Annotated in this window: 14 protein-coding genes and 1 other RNA gene; all 15 read right to left on the bottom strand. The window is 44.6% G+C overall.

Features of this window, described 5'->3' with window-relative positions; genetic code table 11:
- Window position 1: 1 nt before the first annotated feature.
- Window positions 2–1,504 (bottom strand): UDP-N-acetylmuramoyl-L-alanyl-D-glutamate--2,6-diaminopimelate ligase, encoded by a 1,503-nt coding sequence (locus AMICO_RS04150; RefSeq protein WP_013048213.1) that lies wholly within the window; start codon window positions 1,502–1,504, stop codon window positions 2–4.
- Between the two features lie 34 nt (window positions 1,505–1,538).
- The gene (locus AMICO_RS04145) at window positions 1,539–3,197 is read right to left on the bottom strand and encodes a peptidoglycan D,D-transpeptidase FtsI family protein (protein ID WP_013048212.1); all 1,659 of its coding nucleotides are present in this window, start codon (window positions 3,195–3,197) and stop codon (window positions 1,539–1,541) included.
- A 48-nt stretch (window positions 3,198–3,245) separates the two neighbouring features.
- The gene (locus AMICO_RS04140) at window positions 3,246–3,596 is read right to left on the bottom strand and encodes a hypothetical protein (protein WP_169302799.1); all 351 of its coding nucleotides are present in this window, start codon (window positions 3,594–3,596) and stop codon (window positions 3,246–3,248) included.
- 98 nt (window positions 3,597–3,694) lie between these two features.
- Window positions 3,695–4,597 carry a 16S rRNA (cytosine(1402)-N(4))-methyltransferase RsmH gene (gene rsmH, locus AMICO_RS04135; protein ID WP_013048210.1) on the bottom strand — a complete coding sequence of 301 codons (903 nt, stop codon included), beginning with the start codon at window positions 4,595–4,597 and terminating at the stop codon, window positions 3,695–3,697.
- On the bottom strand, window positions 4,597–5,022 hold the full coding sequence (gene mraZ / locus AMICO_RS04130; protein WP_013048209.1) for a division/cell wall cluster transcriptional repressor MraZ: 426 nt from the start codon (window positions 5,020–5,022) through the stop codon (window positions 4,597–4,599). The genes rsmH and mraZ overlap by 1 nt, the downstream gene beginning before the upstream one ends.
- A 137-nt stretch (window positions 5,023–5,159) precedes the next feature.
- Window positions 5,160–5,499, bottom strand: an RNA gene (rnpB, locus tag AMICO_RS10015) — RNase P RNA component class A.
- Window positions 5,500–5,580: 81 nt separating this feature from the next.
- Complete coding sequence (locus AMICO_RS04125) at window positions 5,581–6,204, bottom strand: V-type ATP synthase subunit D (protein WP_013048208.1); 624 nt, start codon at window positions 6,202–6,204, stop codon at window positions 5,581–5,583.
- Between the two features lie 15 nt (window positions 6,205–6,219).
- Window positions 6,220–7,641, bottom strand: coding sequence for a V-type ATP synthase subunit B (locus AMICO_RS04120; RefSeq protein ID WP_013048207.1), 1,422 nt, complete (start codon window positions 7,639–7,641; stop codon window positions 6,220–6,222).
- Window positions 7,631–9,427 (bottom strand): V-type ATP synthase subunit A, encoded by a 1,797-nt coding sequence (locus tag AMICO_RS04115; protein ID WP_013048206.1) that lies wholly within the window; start codon window positions 9,425–9,427, stop codon window positions 7,631–7,633. Before AMICO_RS04115 ends, AMICO_RS04120 begins: the two co-directional genes overlap by 11 nt.
- Window positions 9,428–9,453: 26 nt before the next feature.
- Entirely contained in the window at window positions 9,454–9,792 is a 339-nt protein-coding gene (locus AMICO_RS04110) for a V-type ATP synthase subunit F (RefSeq protein WP_013048205.1), read from the bottom strand.
- A complete protein-coding gene (locus AMICO_RS04105) occupies window positions 9,785–10,795 on the bottom strand; it encodes a V-type ATPase subunit (RefSeq protein ID WP_013048204.1) in 1,011 nt (336 codons plus the stop codon). Before AMICO_RS04105 ends, AMICO_RS04110 begins: the two co-directional genes overlap by 8 nt.
- A gap of 17 nt (window positions 10,796–10,812) precedes the next feature.
- Window positions 10,813–11,394, bottom strand: a complete 582-nt coding sequence (locus AMICO_RS04100) for a V-type ATP synthase subunit E (protein ID WP_013048203.1) — start codon at window positions 11,392–11,394, stop codon at window positions 10,813–10,815.
- A gap of 24 nt (window positions 11,395–11,418) precedes the next feature.
- Entirely contained in the window at window positions 11,419–11,895 is a 477-nt protein-coding gene (locus AMICO_RS04095) for a V-type ATP synthase subunit K (RefSeq protein ID WP_013048202.1), read from the bottom strand.
- Between the two features lie 41 nt (window positions 11,896–11,936).
- On the bottom strand, window positions 11,937–13,943 hold the full coding sequence (locus tag AMICO_RS04090; protein ID WP_013048201.1) for a V-type ATP synthase subunit I: 2,007 nt from the start codon (window positions 13,941–13,943) through the stop codon (window positions 11,937–11,939).
- On the bottom strand, window positions 13,930–14,256 hold the full coding sequence (locus AMICO_RS04085; RefSeq protein WP_013048200.1) for a cell envelope integrity/translocation protein TolA: 327 nt from the start codon (window positions 14,254–14,256) through the stop codon (window positions 13,930–13,932). Before AMICO_RS04085 ends, AMICO_RS04090 begins: the two co-directional genes overlap by 14 nt.
- Window positions 14,257–14,266 lie beyond the last annotated feature (10 nt).

The raw sequence follows: 14,266 nt of genomic DNA, 5'->3' as shown, positions 1-14,266 counted from the left end.
TTTATCTCCACCTCAATCCCACATCTAGGGCCCACTGCTGAATAGCATGCGAGTCATTGTATTCTATTTTGTTATTATCCATAACAATAAAACGTTCGGGCCCTTTACCTGTCACGACAACCACGTCACCGGGCTTAGCCATGGAGAGAGCGGTCCGAACTGCTTCATTCCGATCTAAAATGCGGTAATGGGGTGGAGCTTCAACAACACTTGCTATGCCCTGTTCTATTGCTTCCGCTATTTTAGCAGGATCCTCACTCCGCGAATTATCCATGGTTACAATAATTATATCGGCTAGCCTGGCTGCAACTTGCCCTAAAAGCGGGCGGTTGGCCTGGTACCTTTCGCCTCCATGGCCAAAAACAGAAATAATTTTACCATGGCAAACCTCTCTCAGGGCAGAGAGGACATTTTCTAAAGCATCTGGTGTGTGCGCATAGTCCACCACTCCACAAACTTCGTTCTCAAAAAAGTACTTTTCCAATCGGCCAGGAACCTGGGGCATAGACTCTAGCCCTTTCTTTATAACAAGGGGGGCTACTCCCATTTTATAGCAAATAGCCATAGCGCCTAAAGCATTGTATATATTGAAACGTCCTGTTAAAGGCAAAGTAATATCTATGGGGTCTGAGTTGAAAAACTGCACTTTCATAGAAAGCTCCGATAGTGTCATATAAAAATTCTGAAGTTGCACGTCGTGGTGTCTTGTGGAGTCTAGACCAAAAGAAAGGCATTTCTTTCCATAGATTCTGAGCAGCCTTCTACCATATTCATCGTCACTATTCACTGCCCCACACCAATTTTCTGAAACATACTCTTCGAAGAGCTTTTTCTTTGCCTCAAAATAATGCTCCATATCTTTATGGTAATCAAGATGTTCTGGGGTTAAATTGGTAAAGACCATCCCTTGGAAAAGACAACCATTTAAGCGCCCCTGGTTTGCCCCGTGGGAAGAGGCTTCCATAATAACGCTTGTACAGCCATTTCTTTTCATGCGGGCAATAAGTCTTTGAACGTCACAGCTTTCAGGGGTTGTCCGATCTGCCTCCTGCTCCTTTTCCCCATCTGCATAGACAATAGTCCCCATCAATCCGCACTTTTCACCAGCTTCTTCAAGTATGCTTCGGATCATATATGAAGACGTAGTTTTACCATTAGTACCAGTAATGCCGTATAAAGAAACTTGTTTAGATGGAAAACCATACACAGCTGCCGCGGCAAACCCCATAGCCCAACGGGAGTTTTCAACTATAATCTGCGGCACTTGGAGAGGTAGGGCATGCTGGCAAAGCAAAACCGCTGCTCCTCTTTGCACTGCATCTGAAGCGAAACTATGCCCATCATGTTTTTCACCTGGGATGCAACAAAAAAGGCTGTTCTCTTCACATTGGTGGCTCTTATTAAACACGTCCCAGAGAACAAGAGATGGATTTGAAATGTTTCGTGCCTCTTTTAACAAGTTTTTTTCTTTTAAGGCCTTGAGAACCAACTGTAAAGTCGACATAAATTATATATGCCCCTCTCTATCACTTGTCTTTCTACAGGTTAAGCAAAGCCATATCTTCTACTATTGCTTTGAAAACCGGCCCTGCCACATCGCCGCCATAATATCTGCCTTTAGATGGCTCTCCTATAACTATGAGCATGACATACTGTGGAGAATCGTAAGGCCAAAACCCCACAAACGAGGCGACCCACTTTTTTTTCGCATAGACCCCTTTTTCTGCTACCTGTGCTGTTCCCGTTTTTCCTGCGACAGAAGTTACAGCAGTATTCGCCGACCTGCCAGTGCCATTAATCACGGCTTCTCTCATTATCTTTCTCAGCCAGGCTGCTATAGCTGGAGTCACCACTGTTCGAACATTTTCTCTCTGTCCTTTATACACAGTTTTTCCTTTCGTATCTGTTACTTCTGCCACAATGTAAGGACGCAAAAGCTCCCCCCCATTTACTATGGCATTTATAGCGGTGAGAAGGTGAAGAGGTGTTACCCCTATTCCTTGTCCTATAGCAATATTTGCTGGTACAACTCCTCTCCACTGGTCAGGGGAAGGTAAAAGTCCTGCTTCTGCTCCATTGAGCTCTATGCCCGGAGTCTGGCCAAACCCCCATTCTTTAAGGCAGTTGTACATATTAAAAGGGCGAATACGTAATCCTATTTGAGCCATTCCAACATTGGAAGATTTTACCACGATATCCCCTAAAGAGAGTTTTCCCCAGCTATGATTTCCTGACTCGGAAATAGACCCATCAGCAACCTTGATCTTATGAGGAGTTTTTATGATTTCTGAGGGATACGTTGCCTTCCTCTCAAGAGCAATCGCAACGACAATGGGTTTAAAGGTTGATCCTGGCTCATATACCCGGCTCACGGCATTATTAAATATTTTTTTTGTGTCAAGCAGCTCTGTCCTATTGTTAGGATCAAAAGTTGGCATGCTGGATAGGGCTAGAATTTCCCCTGTATGCGGGTTCATGCAAATAGCAGTTCCCCAGTGCGCATTATGCTGATCTACTGCTTCCTGAAGACGTCGCTCAACGATGTACTGAATTCGCATGTCCATGGTAAGTCGAACTTTTCCTTTGTGCTCTATTTTTTCAAGGTCCGACAACCTAGTAGAAACATCAATGGCACGGCCTGAAATATCTTTAATAAAAAGCCTTATTCCCGGGGGAGAATATAGGGCCTGATCCCAAACGAATTCAATTCCAGAAAGTCCCCTATCGTCAATATCACAAAAGCCTAAAACATGTGAAGAGAGATTGTTTTGGGGGTAAATGCGTTTTTTTTCTTGCAGTCTGTAAAGACCAGGTAATCTCAATGCTGCAATAGCATTAGCATCTTCCTGATTGAGTTTCCGTGCCACCCAATGAAAGCGCCCAGATAAAGGAGACGAAAATTTTTTAATTGTTGCAGAAGGAAGATGTTTGTTTAGTGCCTGTGCATTTGAAGGGTCCCAAAAAGCCGGGTCAATAAAAAAACTATAGGCTGGCACCGACATAGATAAAGGGTTACCATAAATATCAACAATAGATCCTCTGGTTGTACTAACAGGAACTTCACTCCAGTACTGCCTTTGTGCCTGGCGGACTACTCTGCTGTCGGGCAGACAATGAACAAAAAAAAGACGAACCAGAACCGTCGTAAAAGCGATAAATACTGCGAACCAAGGGTTAAAAAAAAAGGTTTTTTTCATCTTATCGTTTCCATATTACTTTATTAACTACAAAGGACAAGAATACTACTATTCTTTAGCAGTAGCTTGGGACGAGAACAAAGAAAAGAGAAATCCCAGCCGATGCTCTCTCCGGACAGAAGAAGCCATAGTTTTCTGAGATTGGTGTAAAGGGGGAGACATCGCTACGTGAACTTTCTCGCTACGGACATTTGCTATCATACCTAATTTTTTCTGTGAATATCCGTAAATCGCTTCCGGAGATGTAAGAGTGGAAAGTGCACGCCGCATATCTACCTCTTGCATTTCGTAGCTTTCTATTTGCAAATTAATTTCATTAAGACGGGCCTCAAGCCTGTTAGCGTAAAGTCTCAAAACTCCTAATCCTACAAATGAAACTACCATAATAAAAACAAACACCACAAAATACGGACTTACTTTTACCTTTGAATCACATCTTAGGTCCCATGCCTGAGTGTTATACACGGTCAATCCACCTCCCCTTTAGAACTTTCTCTCTAATACTTTTTCCTAAAAGCACGAAGTTTTGCGCTTCTTGCCTTGTAATTCTTTTCTACTTCTTCTTCAGATGGTTTTAAAGGCCGCCTTGTTAAAAGATCACCATGATCTGATGTTTTCCAGTCCTTCATTGCATACTTAACTATACGGTCCTCAAGTGAATGGTAGCTAACAACTACAATAACCCCTCCGGGAGCAAGGCTCTCGAGTGCCCCTTGAAGCCCCTTTTCAAGCTCCTGGAGTTCATCATTTACAAAAATGCGTAATGCCTGAAAAACTTTTCGAGCAGGATGCCCTCCCATTTTTCGCTGCACAGGAGCCGGTAGCGATGACCTGATAGCTTCTACCAGCTGAAATGTCCGCTGTATTGGCCCATTTTTTTCGCGAAATCTTACTATGCCGGTGGCAATGCGCCTTGAATATCGCTCTTCTCCATATTTCCAGAAAATATCGGCAAGCTCTTTTTCTGAAAAGGTATTTACTATTTGTGCAGCTGAATATCCGCTTTCTCCAGAAGTTCCTTCCATTCTCATATCCAATGGACCGTCATTCTGAAAAGAAAAACCCCGTTCTGGCGAACTAAGCTGGAGATTAGAAACCCCTAAATCGAAAACTATTCCATCTGGTTCTGCATTTTCCTTTGATAACACCATTGCAATAGCACTAAAGGGACTATTGTAGATATGCACCCGCTCTGCAAAGGAGACGAGCCGTTTTTGAGCTAAAGAAATAGCTTGTTCGTCTCTATCAATGCCTACTAACAGCGTTGCCGGAAAAACATTCAGTATTTCTTCTGCGTAACCCCCTAACCCCAAGGTGGCATCCACTATCATTTGAGGAGATTCTACATTTTTTAAACTTTCAATGACTTCCTTTAACATAACAGGAATATGTTCTACCATTAGAATCCCTCTATCTCTTCCGCAATAGCAGGTAGCGCTTCCATGACCTGCAGGCTATACTCATCCCATAGCTGTTTATCCCAAAGCTCTATGTGATCGCTGACTCCAACAAAAAGAGCATCTGACTGAAGATTTGCATGATCCCGCAGAAGTTGGGGAATCAATATTCGACCGGCATTATCTATTGGAAGTTCGTGGGCACTTGCTAACATGACGCGCATGAGACCTCTCGATTTACTTTTAGAGAAAGGAAGTTCTTGAAGTTTCTCCAGGACTCGGCTCCAATGGTTCATCGGGTAGATTGATACACATTGGTCAATGCCTATAGTGGCAACCACACACTGGCCTAACTCCTGCCGAAACTTTGCAGGAAGGACTGTTCTCCCTTTTGAATCGACCTTGTGTTCATAGGTTCCCATTAGCATGGGGACTCCTCCCACTTTATGACATTTCCCTCCACTTTCTCCCACATTAACACCCTTTTAAAAAAATAAATAAGCCCTAAGACCCCTGTTTAATACTTAAATATGGGTCTTAGGGCTTATCTTCATTAATTTAAAATAAAAGGAGCATTTTATAAGCCGGGTTCTGTGTAAAAGATAATCATTTATCTGGGAAGGACTTTACAGTACTTCTCAAGCGACCGTACCCAGGGGTCAGCGGGCAGCCTCATCCCCCTCTATTCGGTCTTGCTCCAAGCGGGGTTTGCCAAGCGTACCAGTCACCTGGCACCTGGTGGGCTCTTACCCCACCCTTTCACCCTTACTTCTCGAAAGAAGCGGTATATCTCTGTGGCACTTTCCTTTGGTTCGCACCAACTGGACGTTATCCAGCGCTTTGCCCTGCGGAGCCCGGACTTTCCTCCACACCATTAAAGGCACAGCGATTATCTAAAATACTCCTTTTTTATTTTAGCACGATTTAAAGATAGTTGTTCTTTAAAAGCTTAGAGAGCAGAGGGTTAACCCTCTGCTCTCTAAAGTTTAGTGCGATCGTACAATATCTTTGATCTTCATCAACCGGCTAAGAGTGGAGCGTTCTTGCTCATCGAGCTTCATAGTTATATAACGAATTGTTTCGTTAAAGTTTGGAATCATTACGTGCTCAAGAGCATTGACACGGCGTCTTGTTTTTTCAATCTCAGATGCCATAAGGCGAATAGCCTTTTCTTTGGCTGCGAGTGCGATGAGCCTCGGGAGCAATATTGAGAACCTTTCAAGGGCTACATCAAGACTCCCCTGAGTGGTGGCAAGACCATAGCTAAAGGATTCCCCTTCTTGTTCCACTGTGTATTCCGGCACAACAACGCTCATAACATTTTTTCTTGCAACGCTGATATTACAGTGCGTACCTGAGATCATAAGCGCCTGTTCCAGCATCACTGGCAACGTCTGGGCACGAGCCAGAAGAAAACTACGATAACATGCCATCAATTCTGACTCTAACTCCTCGCGAAGTGCCTTTGCTTCTCGAGCTCGTTCAAGGAATGCTTTTATTAAAGCATCTTGTTTGTCTTTAAGAAGCTTATGCCCGCGTTTTGCAACAACAAGACGTTTTTTGAGACGTGACAGCTCCATCCGGTTGGGGTTGACGTTCAACCGAGCCATATTTCGTCCCCCCCTTTACTCTGTAGCAGAAACTGCTTCTTTGTTTGTCTCCTCTACGTGCAGCCTCGGGTTGAGATATTTCTCGATATACGCATCTCGGACACGTTTTAGTTCCTTGACTGGTATCATGGTCAACAGGTCCCAGCCTAATTCAAGAGTTTCTTTTACTGTACGGTTTTCATACTCTCCCTGTCGCACATACGTATCCTCAAACTTATCTGCAAAACTCGCAAAGGCTTTATCTTCTTCTGTCAAAGCACCTTCACCAAGAATGACAGCAAGTTCTTTTGCCTCTTTTCCACGAGCATAGGCCGCAAAAAGCTGGTTCATAAGGTCTGCATGGTCTTCTCTTGTCTTTTCTCTACCGATACCCTTATCTTTCAGACGAGAAAGAGACGGCATTACGTCCACTGGCGGGTAAATGCCTTTTCTGTGAAGACCGCGGCTTAATATGATCTGCCCCTCTGTTATATACCCTGTAAGGTCAGGAATAGGGTGAGTCTTGTCGTCTTCAGGCATAGTCAGGATAGGGATCTGTGTAATAGAGCCTTTTTTGCCCTTCAGACGGCCAGCTCTCTCATACATGGTAGCAAGGTCAGTGTAAAGATATCCAGGATAGCCCCGCCGACCCGGAACTTCTTTTCGTGCGGCGGATATTTCACGCAGAGCTTCGCAATAGTTCGTCAAGTCTGTCAGGATGACAACAACATGCATGTCCTGTTCGAAAGCAAGGTATTCTGCGGCTGTCAAAGCAAGACGAGGAGTGGTAATACGCTCTATTGCAGGGTCATCCGCCAAGTTAACAAACATTACAGTTCTCTGGATAGCACCTGTTCTTCTAAAGTCCTCCATGAAAAAAGACGCTTCTTCGAAGGTGATACCCATGGCTGCGAAGACTACTGCGAAATCTTCGTGACCACTGATAACTGTTGCTTGACGAGCTATTTGGGCTGCCATTCGGTTATGGGGCAACCCGCTTCCCGAAAAGATAGGAAGCTTCTGTCCACGAACCATGGGATTCATTCCGTCAATTGTAGAAATTCCGGTCTGAATAAACTCAGAAGGATAGTCCCTAGAAAAGGGATTCATAGGCATACCGTTAATATCCAGCTTTGCATCAGGAAGGATCGGAGCTCCCCCATCGATGGGCTCGCCGCGTCCATTAAAAATACGCCCCAACATATCTCGGCTCACAGGAAGGGTAAGAACCTTGCCAAGAAAGCGCAATTTCGTATTCTTAATATCAATGCCGTCCGTTCCTTCAAACACCTGAACAAGAGCTCTGTCAGACGTTATTTCAAGAACTCGGCCTCGGCGCATCTCGCCACTTGCCAGTTCTATCTCTACAAGCTCGTCATAGCGCACATCCTTGGTTTTTTCTACAACCAGGAGCGGGCCAGACAATTCTGTGATGGTACTATACTCTTTAGGCAGCATCACTATCGCCCCCCACTGGTATTAGTGCGTTGATCTCCGCTTTCATATCTCCATCAAGATTATCAAGCTGAGAGATCTCTTTTTCGTCAATATAGCGCATTCGTGCTATTTTTTCCCGTACTGGCAAATTGAACACTTCACTCATTGAAGCTCCCCGTTTCAGAGCATCCATGCCAAGGTGATGGAAAATAAGAATATTCTTCAACATCTTGAACTGCTTTTCCATAGAAGCGTATGTGTCCACTTCATGGAAGGCGTTCTGGTGAAGAAAGTCTTCTCTCAATGACTTCGAAGTCTCAAGAACCATACGTTCTTCCTTGGAAAGAGCGTCAACTCCAACGAGGCGCACTATTTCGCGAAGTTGATCTTCCTCTTCCAGAAGGGACATGCCCTCTACGCGCAGTGCGCTCCATTCATCGTCAAACTGAGAATCCCAATATTTATCGAGAGTGTCAGTGTACAGAGAGTAGCTGAGAAGCCAGTTAATTGCCGGGAAGTGACGCTGGTAAGCCAGACTTGCGTCAAGACCCCAGAAAACCTTTGTAACGCGAAGAGTATTCTGGCTAACAGGCTCAGAAAGGTCACCGCCAGGAGGTGAAACTGCTCCAATGGCTGTAACCGATCCTTCTCTTCCGTCGGAACCAAGGCAAATAGCCCGGCCGGCTCTCTCATAGAAAGAGGCAAGACGTGTCCCCAGATAGGCAGGATAACCTTCCTCGCCAGGCATCTCTTCAAGTCGTCCTGACATTTCTCTGAGAGCTTCTGCCCAGCGGCTTGTTGAGTCTGCCATCAAGGCCACAGAGTACCCCATATCACGATAATATTCGGCCATTGTTATAGCTGTGTAAATGCTTGCTTCCCGTGCTGCAACAGGCATATTAGAAGTGTTCGCGATAAGAACAGTACGTTTCATCAATGGCTCCCCTGATCGTGGGTCTTCCAGCTCAGGAAATTCAAGGAGAACGTCTGTCATCTCGTTTCCACGTTCGCCACACCCTACATAAACAACGATATCCGACTCAGCCCATTTTGCCAGCTGGTGCTGGATGACGGTCTTTCCTGAACCAAAGGGGCCTGGAACACAAGCTGTCCCACCTTTAGCTATAGGGAAGAAAGCGTCAACTACCCTCTGTCCTGTTGTCAGAGGAATAATAGGTGGCAAGCGTCGAGCCACTGGTCTTGGTTTACGGACAGGCCAGCGCTGTAACATAACTACGTTCTTCTCTTCACCGCTTTCATTCTTAATAACAGCGATTGTTTCTATAACTGTAAATTCGCCTTCCTTAATTTCAGAAACTGTTCCTTCTACGCCATAGGGAACCAGAATGTGATGTTCGACAAGGACCGTTTCTTTTACAGTTCCTAGAATATCCCCCGCATGAACTCTATCTCCGGCCTTGACTCGAGGTTCAAATTTCCACTTCTTATTTCTATCAATGGCTGGAACATCTATACCACGAGAAATAAAGTGGCTCTTCGCAGCATCTTCAATGAGGTTCAAAGGACGCTGTACTCCGTCATAAAATTGCTCTATAATTCCGGGTCCCAACTCGACGCTAAGGGGTTCTCCAGTACTTACGACAGGTTCACCAGGCATAAGGCCAGATGTTTCTTCATAGGCCTGAATCGAAGCTAAATCACCTTTTAATTCGATAATTTCACCGACAAGCCCTATATTGCCCACTCGTACCACGTCGTACATACTGGCGCCATACATACCCTTCGCGACGACGAGCGGTCCGGATATTTTTTCTATGGTCCCTCTAATGACCTTTTCCGTGGCCACAATCAATCGCCTCCAGCATAAAAAGTCTATTTCACAGCAAAGATATCCATCCCAACAGCCCGTTCCACACTATTGCGGATAGATTCTAATCCTGCTCCAGAACTGCCTTTAAGCCCTGGGATAGGTAACACGCTTACAGGGTATTCCTCGTTGATCTCTTCTACCATAGACATGTATTTTACGAAGAGAAACTCCTGTATAAAAACAACCGCATACTTCTCTTTGGCCAGCCGCAGAAGAAGAGATTCAAAGGTGTTGCTTTCTTCTTCAGAAATAACGAAAGGCCTGACTCCCACTGCCTGAAAAGGAAGAACGGTTTCGTATTCGCCTATGGCTGCCATAGGTTGGTTCATATCTCTAGCCACGACGCATCAACCTCCTCGTCAGGTCCATGTCCATGCCATTTGCCACAGAAACAAGAGCAATTCTCAGATTTTTTGCTTCTATCTCTTTTCTCCATAAATAGCTTAAGACATTTTCGGGAGCAAAAGCACCATACTTTGCTGTCTCCAGGATTCTTGTTATGTAATCATCCAGAACCTTCTCCATTTCTACCAGAAGAGCGTTCATGTCTGATCCGTCCTGTACATTGGACAGTACTTTTCCAATGTCAGCGTAAGAAAGAACCCTGATCCAGCCTTCCACTGGTTCAGAAAGTATTGCTAACAGTCTTTCGATCGACACAAAGCCACCATTGTGAAGATAGGGTTCAACTGTTGCAGTGTCTTTGTCCATTCTTTTCAGGCGAAGCATATTTCGCAAATTTTCTGCGTCTATTTTGCCCCGCACCCACAAAAGAGGAGTATCGAATTCCAGTTTACGGGCCATCTTCAACATCTCCTGGAACAGAATCTCGTCTAGGTAACACTCTACCTCAAGAATGTTGCGAGTCTGTTCCCAGAGAGCGAGGGCTCTTGGGAAAACACTATGAAGGCTATAAGGCAGCAATCTGAAATCTTCTGACTCCACAGCCATAATGAGATCATCTGTAGGAATGTTTCCCAAAGATGTTAAAAGTTCAAAGCGACGTTCCCCACTTTCGCGCTGAAGAATCTGGCTTTTTAAAAGAACTTTCACATTATGAAAATCATAAGGCAACCTGCACATCTCAACCAACGCAGAGTCTGGTGCAAATTTAGAAACCTCTTTATAAACATAATTCAGCTCAGACTCTATAGCCTTATCAAATTCCGCGTTTGTCTTAAGTTCAACAAGCCAGGACGCATAGACTGTTTCTCCGAGAACCTTCATGGCGCTATCAAGGTCTTCACAATCGATGAGTCTCTGCAGCACGCTATCATCGAGAAGGCGGCTTTCCATAGCCCGCAGGCGTGCAACTGTATATCCATACCGCACTGCTGTAGCCATGCTGCCTCACCCCCCGTCTACTCTGAGAACAGCCGTTTTGCAACGTCTGCCTCGATATCTTCTCTACTCCACGTAATCAGCATGTCAAAAACACAGTCTGTGTCTATATCCCCTTTCCTGAGAATAAAACCACCAGAAAAAGGGGATGCTGATTTTTCTAAAGAGAGAGATGTCTTATGTTTTTCGTTATACCTCTTAAGCCACTCTTCGTTGAGGTTTTTCTCTTTTGGTGAAACAAGAAGGAATTCATCACCAGTCTCGACTGCTTTCTCGAGAAGAGCCTCACAGAAGGCCAAATACTTATCAGCAGGAAGAGAAGCTAAAGTTTTCAATGCTTCGTTAAAAGCAAGGGCTATAAGATCCTGCTGAGCTCCCAACATGATTTTCTTAACATCGAGGTTAGCAACTATTTCGCGCCGCTTGAGTATTTCCGGCTTTTCTGTGTTAAACCGCTCAATATAAGATGCATCGATTTTCTGGATTTCAGCATCAGCGTCTTTTTGAATTTTATCTGCTTCCAGTCTTGCGTTCTCAAAAATTTTTTCGGCTTCTTTCTTTGCGTCTGCCTCGATTTTTATCTTTATATCAGCCAAAGACATTACCATTCACCTCTGACTCAACGGTTAAATCTGAATTCCGTTGAGCAGAATAATGCTCATAAGAAGAGAAAGCACAGCATACGTTTCAACCATGGCAGGCAGAATAACAGCCTTACCGGTTTCTTCAGGTCTTTTAGCAATCATCTGAATACATGCCGCAGAGGTCTTCCCCTGAGCAATGGCAGAAAAATATCCACCTATCGCAACTGGAAGACACGCAAACATGATGCCAAGTCCCTGCCACACGTTTAAATCAACAGTTGCTCCGCCAAGAAGGCCTATTTTCAAGATTGCAAAAAAAGCAATAAGAAGACCATAGATGCCCTGGGTTCCTGGCAATGCCTGAAGTAACAAAACCAGACCAAACTTACCTGGATCCTCAGTCATTACACCAGCACCTGCCTCACCTGCAATGCCAACGCCTATTGCTGATCCTGCCCCTGCAAAACCTGCGGCTAGAGCCGCACCAAAAACTGACAACATAATTCCGAGAAGATTCATACTTACAAACACTCCCCTCATTCTATGAGCTTTATATGCTATTAAGATTTTTTTGTTTCTGAAATAGAAACAAAATGAGTTTTATACGTTAGCGGCATAAAACTTCTCCCGCCACCAGAGTAGAATTTACTGAAAAACTCAACGTACTGGAGACGTAAAGAGTGAACAAACGCGCCTAGCACATTAACTGCAACGCTAAACAAGTGCCCCCCTAAAATAAGGACAAGGGCTATAATCCACCCTACAAAAGGAATCCCTCCAGCGAGACCTGCCAACATATTGATTATGGAAGCTATAGCTGCGGAGGCAAGGCCAAGAGCAAGCAGTCGGCTATAGCTCAGCACATCCCCAAGATACGATGTCACATTGTATAGGCTGAGTACACCAGAAATGGCCTTTTGCGCTATGCCCGTTTTTGCCCTTCCTTGAGTAAGCACAAGCACTGCCGCTCCAAATAGAGCTAGCGTTTTACCCATACTGCCCACACTGCTGGATAAATTCCCGCTCACGCCCCCGCCTACAAGCAAGAGACCAACAAGGAAAACAATCCAACCGCCCTGGTCAGCAAATGCTCCCATGTAATCCTTTTTGCGAAGACAGTCAAAAAAGGATATGAAAAGACCGAAGAATAGCTGAACTACGCCCAATGCAAGAGAAACGAACAAAATAGACATCGGGTCGTCCATGGGATTGATCAACACTGGGATATTTTTGAGAGGACGCAAAAACTTAAATACCCCAAAGACATCGATCAGATCACCAAACCAGCTCCCTGTCAAAGCTCCCACTATGACTGTCGCAACTCCTGATAGAACAAATAAATTAAAAAATTGCTTAGTACCTTGAGGCATCCGCTTGAACTTCTTCAAAAAGAAAACGAAAAAGCCAAGCATAACCAGCCCATAGCCTCCATCCCCCAGGCACATGCCAAAGAAAACAAAAAAGAAGGGGGCAAGAAATGCTGTAGGGTCAAGTTCGCCATATTGAGGAACTCCATAAAGTTTGGTAAGGGTCTCAAAAGGAAGATTCCATCCCTTATTGACTAAAAGCGTTGGGGGTTCATCCTCTGGGGCAGGATCTGAAACTACCATCTCGAGGACAGATTCGTACGGGGCAAGCTCTGCTTTTAATTTTTTAACAGAATCTGCAGGTGCCCATGCCTTAAGGATTACTGTCTTTTCTGTGAACTTGCTGCTTCCTAGTGCTTCATAACGAGATTTTAGAATGTTCCAGTAATCGCTTAAAGCTCTTACTGTAGGAACCCATTCTTCCGCAACTTTTGAAACTTCTCCCAGGATTTTGTCTTCTTCCTGCTCTAAAGCTTCGCGCCGGGCATCAAAATTCACAAGTTCTTCCCCAACACTAAGAGTTAGATGGCCTGGGATATCGACGCGTGAAAGACTAAACTTTGAACACATATCCAGAGCTTTCTGCTCCAGATCCCTTCGATAGAAAATTGCCACCCACGCCTCTTTGTCTTTTTCCCCAAAAGAAGCGGTAAAACACTCCCCATTTTCACGAAGAACATCTGCAATTGCCTGTTTGCAGCTGGCCACATTGTCAACAGGCATAGTCCCAACAACACCCTTAACCGTCTGTGTCCCGTTAGATAAAAGATCCAAATCATAGGGCAACTCGGTAAGGTGGGAAAGAATAGATTTTGCCCCCTCAATTTGTGTAATCTCTGAGTGAATTTCTACAAGCCTACGTTCACGTGTACGCATTTCTTCCGCAAAATTCTTTATTTCTGTCTGCTCTGAAAGGTCTTCCAAATCTTGTACAGAATAGTTCGGCCGTTCACCCAAGGCTCGTGCCATAGGGCTAACGCTATCATTGAAATATGGTTCTAAAAAACGCAGAAGAAATCGTATTTCGCTGAGTAAACTATCGATATGTTGTAGACGAGACGGTGAATGATCCTCTGAATCATCCATATCCTGCCGAGAAATAATTTCGCAGGAACCTGCTTTCTGAAGGATGGCCAGCACATCCTCTATTACTGAGTTGTGAATATAAAATTCGAGTTTGTTAATTCTAGCCACGGCCATATCTAGCCATCACCTCTTCCGCAATCCAGGCAGCGGTCTTATTAACACGCCCCTGATGGCTATTTGTAAATGCTTTAGCACCTTCTTTTCCCTTTCGGACTATTTCCCCCGCCCTAGCTTCAGCCTCCTCTTCGACTTTCTGCAAATTGTCACGATATTTTCGGAAGGCCTGTTGTCTAGTTTCTTTGATTCGAACTTCTGCTTCATTTTTGGCTTCACTTATCAAACGTGCCGCTTCATTCTTTGCATCTTTGACTATCTGTTTCGCATCTGATTCTGCCTTTTTGATTTCATCGGCCAAGTTAGTTGCCATGCCATCCACC

Origin of the sequence: Aminobacterium colombiense DSM 12261 (assembly GCF_000025885.1) — a bacterium.
GTDB classification, from domain to species: Bacteria; Synergistota; Synergistia; order Synergistales; family Aminobacteriaceae; genus Aminobacterium; species Aminobacterium colombiense.
Note: the sequence above shows the minus strand (reverse complement) of the source record. Positions and strands in the feature narration are given on the sequence as shown.

What these genes read in the sequence shown, in the direction of transcription:
- AMICO_RS04150 (WP_013048213.1), bottom strand. Translation starts at nt 1,504, where the DNA reads ATGTCGACTTTACAGTTGGTTCTCAAGGCCTTAAAAGAAAAAAACTTG.
- AMICO_RS04145 (WP_013048212.1), bottom strand. Translation starts at nt 3,197, where the DNA reads ATGAAAAAAACCTTTTTTTTTAACCCTTGGTTCGCAGTATTTATCGCT.
- rsmH (WP_013048210.1), bottom strand. Translation starts at nt 4,597, where the DNA reads ATGGTAGAACATATTCCTGTTATGTTAAAGGAAGTCATTGAAAGTTTA.
- mraZ (WP_013048209.1), bottom strand. Translation starts at nt 5,022, where the DNA reads ATGCTAATGGGAACCTATGAACACAAGGTCGATTCAAAAGGGAGAACA.
- AMICO_RS04125 (WP_013048208.1), bottom strand. Translation starts at nt 6,204, where the DNA reads ATGGCTCGGTTGAACGTCAACCCCAACCGGATGGAGCTGTCACGTCTC.
- AMICO_RS04120 (WP_013048207.1), bottom strand. Translation starts at nt 7,641, where the DNA reads ATGCTGCCTAAAGAGTATAGTACCATCACAGAATTGTCTGGCCCGCTC.
- AMICO_RS04105 (WP_013048204.1), bottom strand. Translation starts at nt 10,795, where the DNA reads ATGGCTACAGCAGTGCGGTATGGATATACAGTTGCACGCCTGCGGGCT.
- AMICO_RS04100 (WP_013048203.1), bottom strand. Translation starts at nt 11,394, where the DNA reads ATGTCTTTGGCTGATATAAAGATAAAAATCGAGGCAGACGCAAAGAAA.
- AMICO_RS04095 (WP_013048202.1), bottom strand. Translation starts at nt 11,895, where the DNA reads ATGAATCTTCTCGGAATTATGTTGTCAGTTTTTGGTGCGGCTCTAGCC.
- AMICO_RS04090 (WP_013048201.1), bottom strand. Translation starts at nt 13,943, where the DNA reads ATGGCCGTGGCTAGAATTAACAAACTCGAATTTTATATTCACAACTCA.
- AMICO_RS04085 (WP_013048200.1), bottom strand. Translation starts at nt 14,256, where the DNA reads ATGGCAACTAACTTGGCCGATGAAATCAAAAAGGCAGAATCAGATGCG.